The sequence below is a fragment of the Candidatus Cloacimonadota bacterium genome (assembly GCA_028706475.1).
In the GTDB taxonomy this organism is placed as follows: Bacteria; Cloacimonadota; Cloacimonadia; order Cloacimonadales; family Cloacimonadaceae; genus UBA5456.
This window is the reverse complement of sequence record JAQWBI010000041.1, coordinates 1-16,670: the sequence shown is the minus strand read 5'-3', so window position 1 is coordinate 16,670 and position 16,670 is coordinate 1. Positions and strand designations below refer to the sequence as shown.

Below are 16,670 nucleotides of genomic sequence, written 5' to 3'. Positions count from 1 at the left end.
ATGTCTATAATAGCAATTAAAGATATGATGTTAGCCATTGCAGATGTCCAGGTATTTCATTTTTCAGATTTGCCACATTCGCTTCAAAATCGGGTTCATGGTAATACAGATTTGCCGTTGTAATCACCTCAGGGGCTCATGCACAACAAAAATGACTACGTGTGTATAGCTTTACTGGGTCAGAATTTCGTGGCTTTTTGCAGCCTCTTTTAAAAAAATAGCATTGCGAACACACTTGATCAGGGCAGAAAAACATGACCATTCAGGCTACCTCAGACGCTCATATAGCCCCAAACTGCACTTTCCGAGAGATTTTTAGCCAGCGATTACAAGTTCCTGCAAACCTGCCTGTTTTTACCTCTATGTTTTCAGAAAACCTGACATAATACTATTTTAACAAACTGAAAGAAAAGACTTTACAAAAATGGTGACGTCTCATTTATTGGTCTCATCTTATATAAAAAAGGAGAACGTCACCATGTCGAACGACCAAAATACAACCCGCCGTTTTGTGCAAGCAAATTTATCAGAATTCAGCAAAAAAGCAAGTGAAGGATGCTCAAAACCAGTAAAGAAGTTCTTCAAAGATATGCTATTTGGTTTATGCGCAACAGGTTCCCCGTCCATTCATAATATCGCTAAATTGCTACAGGATAAAACCAGTACCAAGAAGACCAGTGAACGACTGTAATCATTTGGATAACAGTCGATACAAAGTACTTGACCACATAATCCATAATCAGGATATAATGCGTTGTTCAAGTAACCAGAAACTTTATTTATATCTATCGCCATAATCCATAGATTTTTCGACGATTGTTGTGGAATCTACCGTAAAATGTGGCAAAAAATACCACACTTAAGCAACCCTTGGCTAAATCTGCCTACTGAACCCAGGTAAGATGATCACAGTTCAATACCAATAATTAGCAATGGCACTGGAGGGCTACTTCGGCCTTGTCTCATGATATTGTAAACCTCCCCTTCATAATATGCAACCCCACTGGACATCTGGGATTGCAAGGACTTCATTGGCAATATCTCAATTCCTAAGTTGATAACACCTCCTGAATAAAATAGCATGTGCTTAACAAACAAATCAAAGGCAACGAAAGCATACTTGCCGAACTGCACTTCCACTGCCACCTTTTCTTTTACGAAGTCTGTTTGATTGTAGCTAAATATTGGGTTCTTTTCCCCTTTAGATTCGAGGAATTTCTTTTGTTGAGCCGCAGTCATATCCAAGCTCATCAGCATCAAGTCCCGATCAAGGGTTATGTAGTAGCTATACCTTGTCTCTGACCAATTCAAATCTGCGAAATGGCTTTTAAAATTAGCATTGAGGTCAGTCGGGCTATAAAGCATTTTACCCTGCATAGTCTTCTCTTTGCTGATTTTGGTTTTGCATGATTCAGCATCAATATTAGCTATTACATCTTTGATTTCTTGATATAGGCCCTTGTGATGTACGATTAAGTACTCTTCTCCGTTCATGTGGGAAAAAGTCTTGGCTATTCTCCTCTTCGCTCTCCAAAGATGCTTAGGTTTTCCCAATCTTTGGGTACTGAAGCTACTTTGTCATTAGCAGAAGGTACATGTATTGCCTGCCCAATGGGTCTCGTTTTTAAGCAGCCATTCTCAAGTGCTTTCACTCTTTCTGCAGTAATTCTGCAATAATCTTCTTCTTTCTCTATGCCAATAGCATTGCGCCGATTCTTCAATGCTGCTAATATGGTAGAGCCAACTCCGGCAAAGGGATCGAGTACCCAGTCATTTTCGTTTGTTAAGGCAAGAATGCATCTCTCTACCAGTTCAATGGGAAATTGGCAGGGGTGTATGGTTTTTTCAGGATGATTGGATTTTACGTTGGGGATATCCCATATCTCGCTGTCCCAATCTTCTTGTATTGTTGTCCAGATATCGCTGGGATTTTTCCCAAGGGGATTACCTGACAGCTGCCCTTTGTTTGGTCCTTTGAAATGTCTTTTCCCAGGATATTTTGCAGGAACTCGAACATCATCAAGATTGAAAGTATATTCATTGGATTTGGTGAAGCACAATATCGTTTCATAGCGTCCAGAGAATCGGTTGGAAGCATGTAATCCGTGCCCAAATCGCCATACTATTCTATTACGAAGTTGCAGACCGAGTTTTTTAAAAATTGGGTAGTAGAATACGTCCAGAGGGAAAACCTCCCCCTTGTCCACATAGTTGCCAACTTCCCAACAAATACTGCCCGTATTGGACAGAACCCTTACCAACTGCGATATTATCTCTTCTTGTGTGCTAAGATAGCTTTCTATGGAGGTTTTAACTTCGTATGATTTCCCAATATTGTAGGGTGGGGATGTAACAATCAGATCAATGGATTTGTGCTCCATTCCCGAAAGCACTTCAAGAGCATCTCCGTTTGCGATTGCGTAGCTCAGCTTTACTGGCTCGAAATCACAAGTGCTTTCGTAGGTTTGAAACCTCATCAATATCTCCCGAATACAATATTCTTAAACGGTAGGGAGAAGCCTGCCAACTAGACCACTCACCTAAGTTACTATATTGATGGCAGCCCTTTTTTGTCAACCACAATTTCTGTCTCATCCTTGCTCATCCTGATTTGTCAGCATAGAGGATTGTGCTTTCCTGGCTCTGGATCAATGATCACATCTGGAACAAGGAGATAGCATGAGCGAAGCGTTGATGGATAGAATCAAAGCACAGCTTGTCAGACATGAAGGTCTGCGGCTGAAACCTTACCGCTGCACTGCAGGCAAGCATGGCACTTCCCGGCAGTATGTTGGATAAGAGATGAAAGACCTGTTTCTTTCCATTTCGAGGCGATAAACAGCAGGATGCCGCTTCCACACTTTTGCATTCATCCTCTCTGTTTCAACTAGTGCTGAAGCTGATATTAAGCCGTTATCATCCTGTGTTCACCCGATGATAACACGATGATAACTACTTCGGCACTGCTTGATCCAGTGAGGGGGTAAATTGTATCGCTCCACTGGACTGGAAATTATGCAATTCTATCCATTATGGATAAAGGAAGTAGCCAGAGGAGATACTTTGGGGCTTTACAATTCAGCTCTCAGAAGAATTAGCTTGACTGGATACTAGCTTGTGCTGATTTGGATTAACTTATTCTGAATCAAGGGACATTACATGGAAAACGACAGTAAAATAGCGGTAACTAATTTTATACGCAACATCATAGATGAAGACCTGAGAAGCGGAAAGCATGATTATATCATCACTCGCTTCCCGCCCGAACCCAATGGCTATCTACACATCGGCCATGCCAAATCAATATGCCTGAATTTTGGACTAGCGCGAGATTACCAGGGCAGATGTCATCTCCGCTTTGACGATACCAATCCAGTAAAAGAAGATGTGGAATATGTTGACAGCATCTTGGAAGATGTCCGCTGGCTAGGTTGGGATTGGAACGATAAGCTGTTTTATGCCTCGGATTACTTTGATAAACTCTATGAATATGCCGAGATCCTGATCCAAGATGGCAAAGCCTTTGTGTGCGATCTGAGCATGGAAGAGCTACGCGAGTACCGGGGAACCCTTACCGTACCGGGGAGAAACAGCCCTTATCGGGATCGCAGCATCGATGAAAACATGGATCTGTTCCGACGTATGAAAGCAGGTGAGTTTCCCGAAGGAAGCAAGTCCTTACGCGCCAAGATCGACATGTCCAGTCCCAATCTGAATATGCGTGATCCTGTGATCTACCGCATCAAAAAAAATGATCATCATCGCACCGGCAATAGCTGGCAGATATATCCAATGTACGATTACACACATTGTGTTTCCGACGCTCTGGAAGGTATCACACACTCCATTTGCACATTGGAATTTGAAGATCACCGTCCGCTCTATGACTGGTTTTTGGATCAATTGCCGGTACCCTGTCATCCCCGTCAAATCGAATTTGCCCGCTTGAACCTCAGCTACACTGTGATGAGTAAGCGTCTGCTTTTGGAACTGGTAAAAAAGGGTTATGTGAACGGTTGGGATGATCCCCGCATGCCCACCATTGCCGGGATGCGCCGGCGCGGCTATACTCCGGAAGCTATACGTGATTTTGCCGATCGCATCGGAGTAGCAAAAAGCAATAGCATGGTGGATTTTGAGCTGCTGAATTTCTGTGTAAGAGAGGATCTGAACAAGAAAGCTCTGCGCCGCATGGCAGTGTTGGATCCCATCAAGCTCACGATCAGCAATTACCCTGAAGGCAAGGTTGAAGAACTGGAAGCCGAAAATAATCCTGAAAACGCCAGCGCTGGTAGCCGAATGATCAGCTTCTCCCGCAATCTCATGATTGAACGGGAAGACTTTATGGAAGAACCGGTGAAAGGCTGGTTCCGCCTTGCCCCCGGCAAAGAGGTGCGCCTGAAACACGCTTATTATATCACCTGTGATGAAGTAGTGAAGGATGCACAAGGCAAGGTGTTGGAATTGAAATGCTCGTATGATCCCGAAAGCCGCGGAGGCTGGAGTAAAGACGGGCGCAAAGTAAAAGGTACCATTCATTGGGTGTGTGCCGAGACCGCCGTGCCCATCGAAGCGAGATTGTATGAACACCTTTTCAGCATCCCGGATTTGGCGGAGATAGAGGAAGGAAAAAGCTACCTGGATTATCTAAATCCCGATAGTATGGTGCAAAACCGCAAAGCCTTGGCAGAATGCTCACTTGCGGAGGCTGAGCCCGGAGATAAATTCCAGTTTCTGCGCTTGGGCTATTTTTGTGCAGATAAAGACTACACAAAAGATCATCCTGTATTCAACCGCATTAGCACGCTACGCGACTCTTGGGCAAAGCAGCAAAATAAATCGAAATGATACCATAAAACAGGAGGAACAATGACTTACAAAGTAGTACTAATCAAGATCGATCGCCGTGCCACCGAAGCCACCAGAGTACAAGGTATTCTCACCGATTTCGGTTGCAACATCAAAGTACGCCTGGGCCTGCACGAAGTATCCAAAGAATTCTGTGCCAACGATGGCCTAATTGTGTTGGAAGTAGAAGGCGAAGCCGCTCTGCTAAAGCAAATGATAGATAAACTCAATGCTATCGAATATGTTAAAGCTCAGATGATCGAGATGTAGATCCAGAGCGTTATTCATTATTTAGCCGGTATCCTCTACCGGCTTTTTTTTGGGACTTGTTTTCATCAACACCAGCGATTCCTGTTGTCTGAAGTCCGAACCGGCTGGGAAATTGTCGTAATTGCATAGCTATCCAGCCGGTTTGTTACTCCATACTCTGATGACGGATTGTTACTCCATAATGCAGTTATCAGGATTATTAGTGGACTATTCGCGTCCCGGTTTTACCTTCAAAGGCATCAACAATCCTTTCAATAGAAGTAATCAATACTTCGCTGCCACCTCTTTTCAGAAAGTCGATAGCGGCAAGGATTTTGGGGCCCATGCTGCCGGCTGGGAATTGTTTATCGTCATAATATCTTTGTGCTTCTGCTACGGTCATGATATCCAGATCCTGCTGATTGGGCTTACCATAATTGATGGAGACCCGATCCACACCAGTGAGAATCACAAACAAATCTGCTTTGATGTTCAAGGCCAATAATGCGCTGGCAAAGTCTTTGTCGATAACTGCATCCACACCTTCCAGATCGCCGTTGTCTTCACGATACACTGGTATTCCACCACCGCCGACTGCGATTACGATCTCACCTTTGTGAACCAGTTCATTGACGGTTTCAGCAGGAATGATTTCGATGGGCATAGGAGAAGGCACCACTCTGCGATAACCCTTTCCGGAATCCTCTTTCAGGGTCCAGCCCAAACCTTTCTTCAGCTCTTCGGCTTGTTCAGCAGTGTAATAGGTGCTGCCTACAAACTTTGTGGGATTCTGCATGCTGGGATCGTTTTTGTCTACCACTACCTGAGAAACGATGGTAATCACCTGTTTATTTATGCCATGTTGACGCAGTTTGTTTTGCAGGCTTTGTTCGATCATATAGCCCATGGTGCCTTCGGTTGCGGCATTCAGCACACCCAGGGGCAGTGCAGCCAGGCCTTCTTTTTCTCCGGCTTCTTGCTGACGCAAGAGATTCCCCACTTGGGGTCCATTACCGTGAGTAATACTAAGCTGATAACCTCTGCTGATCAGTTCCACTATGCCCCCCAGGGAATCCCGGGTATTGGCAAATTGTTCTGTGATATTCCCTTTTTGGCCTGCTTTGATAATGGCATTTCCGCCCAAGGCGAGAACGGCTGTCTTTTTCATGTACATTTCCTTATTTTATCCTTGAAGCTAAAGCCGGGGATGAGTGTTGGGCTCACCCCCGGTTTTAATGGTTTTATATGGATTTACTTATTTCTTTTTGGGTGCAGCTTTTGTGGGAGCAGCTTTCTTAGCCGCTTTTTTGGTAGCAAAGCCTTCCAAGACTTGAGCAACAGTTGGTACACCAATCTCTTGCAGTTCATACTCAACCTGGCAAGCAGGCTTTTTGATCTTTACTATGCGACGCAGGTCGATCGGAGTGGCGATCACTACGGAATCACACTCAGTATCGTTGATGGTCTTTTCAAGGTCTTTGATCTGCTGAGCACTGTAACCCATGGCAGGTAACAGGATTCCGATGTCTGGATACTTCTCGAAGGTTTCTTTGATTTCACCAACAGCCCAGGGGCGAGGATCCACAAAATCGGCACAACCGTATTTCTCGGCAGCAACCATTCCAGCGCCAAAGGTCATCTCACCGTGAGTGAGAGTAGGACCATCTTCCACAACCAGCACGTTCTTGTTCAGAATCATTTCGGGATGATCCACAAAGAGCGGTGAAGCAGCTTCAATGATCTTGGCATTGGGATTGATGGCACGGACGTTTGCCCGTACTTCATTGATGTCGTCCATGTCGGCACTATCGATCTTGTTTATAACCACAACATCGGCCATGTAAACGTTGGTCTCGCCGGGATAATAGCTGATCTCGTCGCCGGCGCGATGAGGATCAACCACCACAATGCGGATCATTTCATCGGAGCTATAGAAAGGAATATCGTTGTTTCCGCCGTCCCAAATGATGACGTCGGCTTCTTTCTCTGCTTCGCGAACTATAGCTTCATAATCCACCCCAGAGTAGATCACGCTGCCCATTTGGATATGGGGTTCATATTCTTCCATTTCTTCGATGGTGCATTTGTGTTTTTTAAGGTCAGCAAGCTCGGCAAAACGCTGAACTTTCTGCTTCACCAAGTCACCATAAGGCATGGGATGGCGAATGGACACAACTTTCAGGCCACGAGCCTTCAGAGCGTTCACAACCGCACGGGTGGTTTGGGATTTGCCACAGCCAGTGCGAGCAGCGCACACAGTGATGAGGGGCTTGGTGGTTTTGATAGTGGTGTTTTCCGCACCCATCAGCATGAAGTCTGCACCGGTGGCATTCACCAAAGCGGCTTTGTGCATTACCACTTCATAAGGTAAATCGCTGTATGCAAGAACAACGAGGTCTACATTGTGCTTTTGGATTAGGTTTTTAAGCTCGCTTTCAGGTTTGATTTCGATTCCCTTGGGATACAGTTTTCCAGCTAAAGCGGCAGGATACTTTTTGTCATCTATGCCGGGGATTTGGGTGGCGGTGAACGCTACTACTTCATAATCCTTGTTGTCACGGAAATAGACGTTGAAGTTGTGGAAGTCGCGCCCAGCTGCGCCCATAATGATAACCTTACGTTTCATTGGTGTCTCCTTTATGATTACTTAGTTTTAAGTTCTTTGTAACAAGCTTTAAAACATGCCCTTACCGTCAAGAAAAATCTTGTTCTGCATAAAGGAACTTGTATGGAGATTCAATACCTCCCACTTCATTATGCTACTTTCCTTGTGTTCTTAGAGAAAAGCAGGTCGAGATGGTTCCATGTGAGCTTTTCTTGACAGATTTGGGAGATATTTAGACTGGCGATCAGCGATTCATCATGAAAGATGAACCTTCCGTTATCGATCAGTTCTTTCAGCCAGAGGGAGTTGGCCAGATTAACGGCGGTTTCGTATGATTTGAGGCCGTATCTACCTGACATGACACTAGTACAGTGATCAGGCATGATTCTCTCTCACAGTCAAAGCGGACTATTTCAGGCTTATCAGTTCGTAGATTTTCACCGCTTTATTCTTGCCTTTTACTTTCACCTCATCCAGATAACGTACTTCCACCAGGTCTTTCACATATTCCAGAGTAAACTCACTGATAATAATGTGCTTCGCAGTTTCATACTCTTTATTGATGCTTTCCAAGCGCGCACCCAAGTTTATGGTATCGCCGATGGCAGTGTAGTCGAAGATCTGTTCACTACCCAGATTTCCTACTACTGCAGAACCGGTATTCACTCCGATACCGATCTCGAAGCCTTGCTTACCTTCAGCATGCCATTTTTCCTGCAGTTCAGTCATTTTATCCCGCATCTGCAGGGCAACTTTACAGGCGTTTAGTGCATGATTGGGAAGGGGCACAGGGGTTCCAAACAGCGCCATGATCTCATCACCGACAAATTTGTCCAGTATCCCCTTGTTCTCCACGATCACATTCACCATTGCGGTAAGGTATTCTTTCAGGATATTCACGGTCTCTTCGGGACTATGACTTTCAGAGTAAGTAGTAAAGGAGCGGATATCCGAAAATAGCACTGATATCTCTTGTAGAGAACCTCCGTAGCTTAGCTTTTTGGGGTTCTTCAATAGCTCGCTCACCAATTCGGGTGCCATATATTGCTGAAATGCCTGGCGAATGAAGCGCTTCTCTTTCAAAGAATCCAGATAATGACATACTAAACTGGCGATATAGATAAAGAGCAGAGCAATCACTGGCTGTACGATGGGAATCAAATAGCTTTGTCCGGCAAAAAGATAATATGCTCCCAAGTATTGCAGGGCAATCAGCAACAACAGTAAGAGCGCCGAGAGCTGCGGCTTCAACTTGCGGAAAACGAACCATAGTAAGATCAGACCGACAAATTCAAACAGCAGATATAACCATAAGTCCAATCCATAGAGATAATCTGCGTTTTGCACCATCTCAATGAAATTGGCATGAATCTCCACTCCGGGAGTCCACTCTCCCCCAAATGGAGTGGGAAACTTGTCGTGCAATTCGTCTAGAGTAGCACCGATCAGGACGATTTTATCCTGCAATATCCCTGAATCCTTAATGGAGTAGAACTCGTCGAACTCTATACCCTGATAGCCAGGCATAGCCACAGTGCTATCATCAATCACGCTGGCATAAGACACTTGGGGAAATGTGGAAGCGGGGCCATAGTAGTTTATGATCGCTTTATTGTGCTGGTACATTGGGATACTATGATTTGCCACCTGCAGATGATTGTTCTCCACTCTCAGATGATCTGCCCAATCGCTTTGGTAGATACGACTATTGGCCAATGCAGCCACACCGATGCTATAATAAGGATGTTCATCCATTACTTCAAACAAGCTGTACTTACGAATTGCGTTATCCGAGTCCGAACTCATGTTTACGATACCCCAAGGAGTGTCATAAGACATTATGTCGCCGATTGGAGTAAACAATTGATCCGGATCATTGTGAGCTTTGCCGTGCAGCACCTTGCCAGCAAAGATGACGTTATCATAGGCTGCGGCTGTATTTGCCAAGAGCAAGTCGTATTCTGGATAACGGGAGTTTTCAGTGAATTCCACGTCGAAAATGATCAGCTTTGCCCCGGCTTGGTTCAGATTCTCTATGAGCTTGGCGTGATACTCTCTGGGAAAAGGCCATGTGGTGTTCAGAGCGCTGAAGCTTTCATCGTCGATTGCCACTATTACGATGTCTCCGCTGGGATCACGCGGTCCCCGAAATCGAAAGAGGCTGTCCTGAGCTTTGTATTCTAGGGAATCAAACACAGGAATCAAAAAGATAGCCTTGAGGATAATCAAGATGAGAATGGGAAATAGAACCGAGCGGTATCGTGACATGACAAGCTCCTTTTATAAAAGCTCGAAGCGTGGTTTTGAGGCCACGCTCCGATGTATTGATTATATGTGTACTAGAATCTCTGATTCAGGCACAGTCTGAAGGTTGTAGTATCGTAATCCTGATTGCTTACATCATCGTTTTTGTAGTTCATCATCCCAAGATCTGCAGTTACAGTCATATTGCGGAGAGGATAGCTTTCCACCCCGAAATTGATGTAGTTGTATGTCTGATCATCGTAATCGCCAGAAAGACCGGTATTACGGAATGACACATAGGGTCTGATGCGATCCTGCCATAAGGAATAATCAGCTTTCAAAAAGATGCTGTTGTTCTTGTACTTTTGAGAGAATAAGTCATCTTTGTTTGTGGACGTAGAATACGATATCTGGGTTCTTAGCGGAACCATGGAGAAACGGTTGCTCATAGTGAAGCCAATACCGGTATTGGCGTTGTCCGACGTGTAGGTATCGTTTATAGTACGTTTTATGTTGTTTGAACCCATGCGGTAACTGATATCCAGCTGAGTGGGAACGTAAGGGATCTGGACGATGTTGTAACCGATCCCAAAGCTCATATTTCTGGCATTACTGGTGATGGGGTCAAAGCTGCTGTCCACAATGTCGGAATTCTGTTCGTTCTCACCACTGTTATCGTTGAATGAAGCCTTCAGATAGGGCATATTCGGAATACGAATAATGGCTGAAGCAAAGATGTTTTGATAGGTATTGGTCTCGCTCTTGTGTTCCATCAAGTTATCCTCGGTGGTACTAAAGCCGCCTGAAATCGTAATCAGGCGACCAAAAGAGAACTGATCTGTGATGGATAGTATACGAGTATCTCTTTGATGACCGAAGGTGCCAATCGAATTGAAAGCACTGCCGGTTTCGTTGTATTGAAGATTCAGGAAGTTGTTCCAGAAGTACATCCGCACGTAAGCGTTCCAAGCCATATTAGCCATGCTGGGCATGAAGGGCTCCATATTGGTATTGATGATGAAGGTATCAGCAAAATCCTCAGGATCCAATTCTATACCGCCAATCTCGTTTTCCAAACCGTAATCTTCCATTTCAGCCACTGTAATAGCCCCGGGAAGGGTATTGGTGTTCAGCAGGCTTCCGGCAACCTCAAAACCAGCCACAAAATGCTGATCCGGCACGTTCAATTGCATATCGAAGCTGACTACGGCGTTATCTTGGGGTCTTACCGTGTAAACAGTATCGTTTTCAGCGTTTATGTAGCTGTAGTGGATTTCGTCCAAAGAGCTTATTATGTCACGGTGACGAGCTCCTGTGAAGCCCATACGGAAGTTCTGATTGCTGCCAAATTGCAATCTGGCACCGATTGCCTCTTGCTTGAAAGTGCTATTCTGAGTAGCGGTTTCGCTAGCATCGAATTCTGTCTTTCTCACGGATTCTCCATGAGCCCAAACAAGCTCCAGATTGCGGGTATAGAACTTGCCATAGAGACCTCGGATGTTCTTCCCGGACAGAGTAAATTGGGACAGAGAAGGAGAATAATCTCCGAAGAACACATCCAACATAGGAATCTGGACACCAAAGGTATAGCGGTTCACCGGCTGGGCGTTTTTTTCTTCCAGGCTGGATACCAGCAGATTGGCCTGCATATCCACAATTCCATAGTTTCCATACAGATCGGCCCATGTGCTGTAATCGTCTGCGGGATTCCCAAACACTTTGCCATTATCCGATACTCCGTAAGCGTTTGCGGCGAAATTTACAGAACCCCTGTATGTGAACGGTAGGGCAGGCTTTTTACTGCCGGGCAAAACCTGAGTTATCCAGGTGTCGGAATACACATCCGCACCCTTCACTTTAGCAGTAATCAATGCTTTTTTGATGCCATGCTGAGGCCGGTCTTCCCTATACACCAATATAGATTCACTGAATTGAGTTTGAGAGGTTACATCTCTGTCGCCAACGAACACGCGGATGCTTTGGGTATCCACATCCTCTGCCAAAGCCAGATAGCTTACTGCTAGTACATAACCATCGTCGGCAGATACCGAACTATCGTCAGATATCAGTACAAATCCATCCGTTAGCGAACCTTGGGGAGCATTTAGCTTCAGAGTATAAAGCGGAGTAATGCCATCATCTGCAGGGAGATATTCCGAAGCACCGCTGAGCAGTTTGATTTCAAAGCGATACTCCACATCGTTTGTAGACACTGCTGTTTTGGGGATAAATCCGCGCCAGTATGTGGAAGCAGGATCGTCCTGTCTCATGGGTTCTGCCTGCCAGACTGTACTGCCAACAAGCCGATATTGTACATCTATGCCGGATATTTCTTCTCTTCCCTGGGTAATCTCCAAAAGGAGTTCGACATCTCTATCCGGGACAAATGATTCCGGGCTTACATGCAATGCAGTCAATGCCAATAATGCGAAGCAAGGTATTACTAATGCTAATGCGAGTAGATATCTTTTCATATTGATCTCCTATCTTAGTACTCAATTTCGATCAGTTTGCGATTACCTGCTTCGTCCAATACTGGAACAATGATGGGTTCACGTTTCTCGTTACGAGAAGACTCCAATTCTGCTTTTTCGATCTCATTAAGGTCGTCGGTGCTACTGTCTCTCAGCTGCACTCCACCCTCCGGATTCACGACTCCAGTCTTGCCTTTGGATACCGTCTTAACTTCATCGGTAGATAACACGCGTAATTCAACTTCGCCATCTGTAACGGTAAAGGTGCTGAAGCCATCGTCATCCACCTTGGTCAGGAATTCTGTTCCTTTCACCGAGGCCACAGTGGTGGGAGTTTGCACGACGAATGCACCGCTACCCTTTTTTACTTGAGTAAGGATGCTGCCCTTGCTCACATTCACTTTCTTGTTTAGTTTACTTCCATCTTTACTGGCAGTTACGGTAACCACAGAGTTTGAGAAGAGTTTGATTGTAGAGGAAGCATCAATGTATTTGTATGCCGCGAAGCTCTCTGCTCCGGTTCGCAGTACATCCTTGTTTTGCAGCAATTCCCCATTGGCGAATTTGAGGTTTTTCAAAGCGCGTTCCAAGCTTACTTTGCCCTTGCTGGCGGAAAGAATGGCCACGCTATCTGCCAATAACGCCGAAGCAAGCAGCAAAATAACAGATATCAACAGGATTCTTTTCATGGTTTCCTCCTCAATCCTTTATTTTTACTTTAATGTCTTTTCCCAAGAGGCTGCTTAAGATGTCAACAGCATCTTGGCCCCGGTATGTCCTGCCTTCATAGATAACTTCTCCGGTAGGAGTATAGCCCAGATTCAGAATGTTTAGCAAAGCAGGATTCTGGAGCATATCCAGGATTGTTTGTACTTCTTCAGGAGTCGCGTCTCCACCTTTGTCTTCCACATAGCGGAATACATACCAGCTACTGGCATAAGGATTGCTTTGCGAGCCAGACCTGCCCAGCTTGGGGTTGTGTTCGTCATAACGGTCAGTAAATACTTGCCAAGCATAGTAATAATCAGTCTTTAGAGGCAGATACTCGGAAAATCCGCTGTTCACATCATCCACACGCAAGATCTCTGTGCCTGTACTGGATATGGTTGAAAGCTTTGGTTGCCCATTGGGAGGATATTGCCTCACGACCAATGTTTGTTTATTGAAGCTTGTAGTCACAGCGTTCCAGATAAAGTTTACCGGCAGATCACTGAGATCAGGAACCTTCAGGCCAATGAGTGCTCCGGGGCTGATCAGATTAATCGATCCTGCATTACGGATGGTGATGGTAAATGTTCTGGACGTCACATTAGCAGGAGCGTCTTCCGGCCATGCAGAGATTCTCAATTGTATCTCACCATCGGGGAAATAGCCGGATAGTACTGCTTCTTCCAAGATGGATAAGTCCTCGATCTCATCTATGATATTGATATTGATGGAGCCATCCGGTCTAAAGTACTGGTTGCTGGTATTTGTGATCAATTCGCGGTTTGTCATCTGGATAACCTGCCCGGGAGCAATTTTTTCTTCGCTGATAAACACAGCATCATCACCGCTGATAATCTCATTGTTGTTCCAGCTAATCTCGATCCGAAGCTTCACATACTGGTCTTGTTGATCGTTGGTAATAGTAAGCGTCGTGAGAACTGGCTGTGAACCGGGATTCACGGGATCGAAACTAAAAGTTCTCAGCTCATTTACTTGAATGCTCGAAGGATTGAATGCAAGTTCCACCGACCATAGATTCAAAGCCACAAACAACAGAGCGAAAATATAAAGTATGCGTTTCATGATACCTCCACGTGTCTTGCCACGGAGTTTTCTATTATTGTTACCAGCAGGTCGCTAAAAGCTATACCTGCTGCCTTTGCTGCCATCGGAGTAAGGCTGAGAGCCGTCATCCCCGGCAGGGTATTTACTTCCAGAAAGTACAGTTTATCGTTGTCCAGCCTAAAATCCACTCTGCCATATACTGAGCAGGACAGAGCATTAAAGGCACGTACAGCATATAGCTGAGCCAAATGCGCTATGGCTTCGTCGATGGGTGCAGGAGCCAGATACTCCGTTTTACCTTTGGTATATTTGTTTGTGTAATCATACCAGCCGGCTCGTGGTTTGATTTCCACAACCGGCAAGGCTTTACCGTTCAGAATGCTAACCGTAAGCTCGCGCCCGGGAATGTACTCCTCCAAAAGTACAGAAGAGCAGTATTTGAAGGCTTTATCCACCGCAGTTTTCAAGGCGGACAGATCTTCCACCATGCTAATCCCCACGCTGCTCCCGGCATCGTTGGGCTTTACTATGATGGGTAAACCCAAAGTCTCGGTAAACGCTTTGTAGTCTTCCGGATCATTGTAGTCCTCCAAAAGATTGCCCCGCATCAAAATGTGTTTGGGAACCGGTACTCCCTCCTGACTCACGATCAGCTTTGCGATGTATTTATCCATAGCAAGAGTGGAGCCCTTGGAAAGTGACCCTGTGAAAGGTATCCCAGCCAGTTGTAAGGCAGCCTGCAAATCTCCGTTTTCGCCGCAACCCCCATGTAGACCATTGAATACCATATAGGGATTTTCAGCTTCGATGGCCATCAGCAAGTCCGAAAAGCGGGGATAATCCGCAGGATCAATCTCACTTACGTTATAATTCAAAAGGAGCAAAGCTTTGGCAACCTCTGATCCGCTAATCAGGGATATTTCCCGTTCGGGAGAATTGCCTCCCTTGAGTACAAGAATCTTTTTCATGAACCTCTCTTACATTTTTATCTGGTAAAAAACACACAAATGCAGACCCAGTGCAGCCTTGAACCTGGCTACATCATGCAGGTTTGCACCACAATAATCAAAGAATCGGCTGCCCTCGGGCAGGTTTTGAATAATGCTTAGGCTGTCAAAAGCAGCGGTTCCCTTGCGTAAAGCTTCTTCCGAGGTAGCCTTAAACAAAGTATATACCACATCTGCACCATCGTAGAGCAATATATTTGCACTTACCGGCTTTTTCTCCCAGAGAACGTTGAATTGTTTCAACAATCCTGCATCATATAGTTGGATTAGAAAAACCCTCATAGCCTTGTAACTTAACCCAAAACTGTGGTTTTTCTTGATCTCCAGCTTCTTATGAAGGGCCAGGAAGACATCCGGATCAAAGGCCTCAACCAATTCCATACCGAGGTTTTTGGCAATACGGAAATTCCTGCGCTCATCAGGAAGAGCATTCAGGATTTCACCCTTCTGACACCGAAAAGTATATAAGGGTGTTGCTTTGAAACCATTCCAGGTAAAACCTCTTACATCATCGTTTTCCGGACTTAGCTTGAAGTTGATGCGTTTATAACGTTCTGCCAGGAAACGTGCGATATCAAAGCAAACCGTACTGGAATCAAGAAGCACTCTCGCCTTTCCTGCGCTGCTTTCATGAGCGAAAGATATACCCTGATAATAAGCACCAATAGGAGTAACAAGAGCCTTCATTCCCATCTTTCTTCGTTCATACAAAGGCAAAATGGCAAAAAGCTGTTCGCCTTTGAATACCTGCAACTGAAGTGCTGTAACATTGTGCAACCGGGCTATCGCCTCCATAAACCTGGGATTGTGCCAATAGCTGTATCCTCCAGCGATTTGCCTGGCTTCTCCGCTTTGCATGTCCACGATTTTCAGGACATAGCTCATGATCCAAGACGCTGCTTGATGGCGGTGATCAGTTCACTGAGATTGAATGGCTTTATTATGTAATCTGAAGCACCCTCCACCATCGCTTTGTAGGCGCTGTCGATTGTAGGATATCCGGTCATGATCAGGCAAAATAACTCCGAATCCTCAGCCAATAATCTCTCCATTAGTTCCAATCCACTCATTCCAGGCATTACCAAATCTATGATGGCAAGTTTGTAACGTCCAGGTTTGAACAGCTTTAAAGCGGCGGCGGCGTCTTCGGCCATATCAGCAGAGTATTGATGGTGTTTAAGACACTCTCCAATAACTTCTCTTAGCAAACGGTCGTCATCAACGAGCAGAATTCTAGATTCCATATTGGCCACCTCGCTTTCCATATAATCTTTATTGTGGCATTTTAGGCAAGTACATATAATAGTCAACAAAAAAAACTATGCCACAGGGCCTCACCCCAAATGAGACTGTTCAATACCTCCCACTTCATTATGCTACTTTCCTTGTGTTCTTAGAGAAAAGCAGGTCGAGATGGTTCCAAGCGAGCTTTTCTTGACAAATTTGGGAGATATTTAGACTGGCGATCAG

General features: G+C 45.1%; 14 protein-coding genes. 3 read left to right on the top strand and 11 right to left on the bottom strand.

Annotation, left to right across the window (positions count from 1 at the left end):
* Positions 1-478: 478 nt before the first annotated feature.
* Entirely contained in the window at positions 479-691 is a 213-nt protein-coding gene (locus tag PHF32_07320) for a hypothetical protein (GenBank protein ID MDD4560527.1), read from the top strand.
* A gap of 215 nt (positions 692-906) precedes the next feature.
* On the opposite strand, the gene PHF32_07315 is transcribed toward PHF32_07320, so the two are convergent.
* On the bottom strand, positions 907-1,494 hold the full coding sequence (locus PHF32_07315) for a BglII/BstYI family type II restriction endonuclease (GenBank protein MDD4560526.1): 588 nt from the start codon (positions 1,492-1,494) through the stop codon (positions 907-909).
* 17 nt (positions 1,495-1,511) lie between these two features.
* Positions 1,512-2,381: a site-specific DNA-methyltransferase gene (locus tag PHF32_07310; GenBank protein MDD4560525.1), complete on the bottom strand. Its 870-nt coding sequence runs from the start codon at positions 2,379-2,381 to the stop codon at positions 1,512-1,514.
* Positions 2,382-3,159: 778 nt separating this feature from the next.
* Here PHF32_07310 and PHF32_07305 point away from each other — a divergent pair.
* Complete coding sequence (locus tag PHF32_07305; protein MDD4560524.1) at positions 3,160-4,848, top strand: glutamine--tRNA ligase/YqeY domain fusion protein; 1,689 nt, start codon at positions 3,160-3,162, stop codon at positions 4,846-4,848.
* Positions 4,849-4,869: 21 nt separating this feature from the next.
* Complete coding sequence (locus PHF32_07300; GenBank protein ID MDD4560523.1) at positions 4,870-5,118, top strand: hypothetical protein; 249 nt, start codon at positions 4,870-4,872, stop codon at positions 5,116-5,118.
* A gap of 199 nt (positions 5,119-5,317) precedes the next feature.
* Here the strand turns inward: PHF32_07300 and arcC are convergent, their stop codons facing one another.
* From arcC to PHF32_07255, 9 genes are all read right to left on the bottom strand, one after another.
* Positions 5,318-6,265, bottom strand: coding sequence for a carbamate kinase (gene arcC, locus PHF32_07295; GenBank protein ID MDD4560522.1), 948 nt, complete (start codon positions 6,263-6,265; stop codon positions 5,318-5,320).
* Between the two features lie 87 nt (positions 6,266-6,352).
* The gene (locus tag PHF32_07290) at positions 6,353-7,723 is read right to left on the bottom strand and encodes a cyclic 2,3-diphosphoglycerate synthase (GenBank protein ID MDD4560521.1); all 1,371 of its coding nucleotides are present in this window, start codon (positions 7,721-7,723) and stop codon (positions 6,353-6,355) included.
* A gap of 387 nt (positions 7,724-8,110) precedes the next feature.
* A complete protein-coding gene (locus tag PHF32_07285) occupies positions 8,111-9,970 on the bottom strand; it encodes an adenylate/guanylate cyclase domain-containing protein (protein ID MDD4560520.1) in 1,860 nt (619 codons plus the stop codon).
* Between the two features lie 71 nt (positions 9,971-10,041).
* Positions 10,042-12,420 carry a hypothetical protein gene (locus PHF32_07280; protein MDD4560519.1) on the bottom strand — a complete coding sequence of 793 codons (2,379 nt, stop codon included), beginning with the start codon at positions 12,418-12,420 and terminating at the stop codon, positions 10,042-10,044.
* Positions 12,421-12,434: 14 nt separating this feature from the next.
* Complete coding sequence (locus PHF32_07275; GenBank protein MDD4560518.1) at positions 12,435-13,109, bottom strand: FecR family protein; 675 nt, start codon at positions 13,107-13,109, stop codon at positions 12,435-12,437.
* A gap of 10 nt (positions 13,110-13,119) precedes the next feature.
* Positions 13,120-14,211, bottom strand: coding sequence for a hypothetical protein (locus PHF32_07270; protein MDD4560517.1), 1,092 nt, complete (start codon positions 14,209-14,211; stop codon positions 13,120-13,122).
* Positions 14,208-15,161, bottom strand: coding sequence for a D-alanine--D-alanine ligase (locus PHF32_07265; GenBank protein ID MDD4560516.1), 954 nt, complete (start codon positions 15,159-15,161; stop codon positions 14,208-14,210). Before PHF32_07265 ends, PHF32_07270 begins: the two co-directional genes overlap by 4 nt.
* A gap of 9 nt (positions 15,162-15,170) precedes the next feature.
* Positions 15,171-16,085 carry a hypothetical protein gene (locus PHF32_07260; GenBank protein MDD4560515.1) on the bottom strand — a complete coding sequence of 305 codons (915 nt, stop codon included), beginning with the start codon at positions 16,083-16,085 and terminating at the stop codon, positions 15,171-15,173.
* On the bottom strand, positions 16,082-16,444 hold the full coding sequence (locus tag PHF32_07255; GenBank protein ID MDD4560514.1) for a response regulator: 363 nt from the start codon (positions 16,442-16,444) through the stop codon (positions 16,082-16,084). The genes PHF32_07260 and PHF32_07255 overlap by 4 nt, the downstream gene beginning before the upstream one ends.
* Between the last annotated feature and the right edge of the window lie 226 nt (positions 16,445-16,670).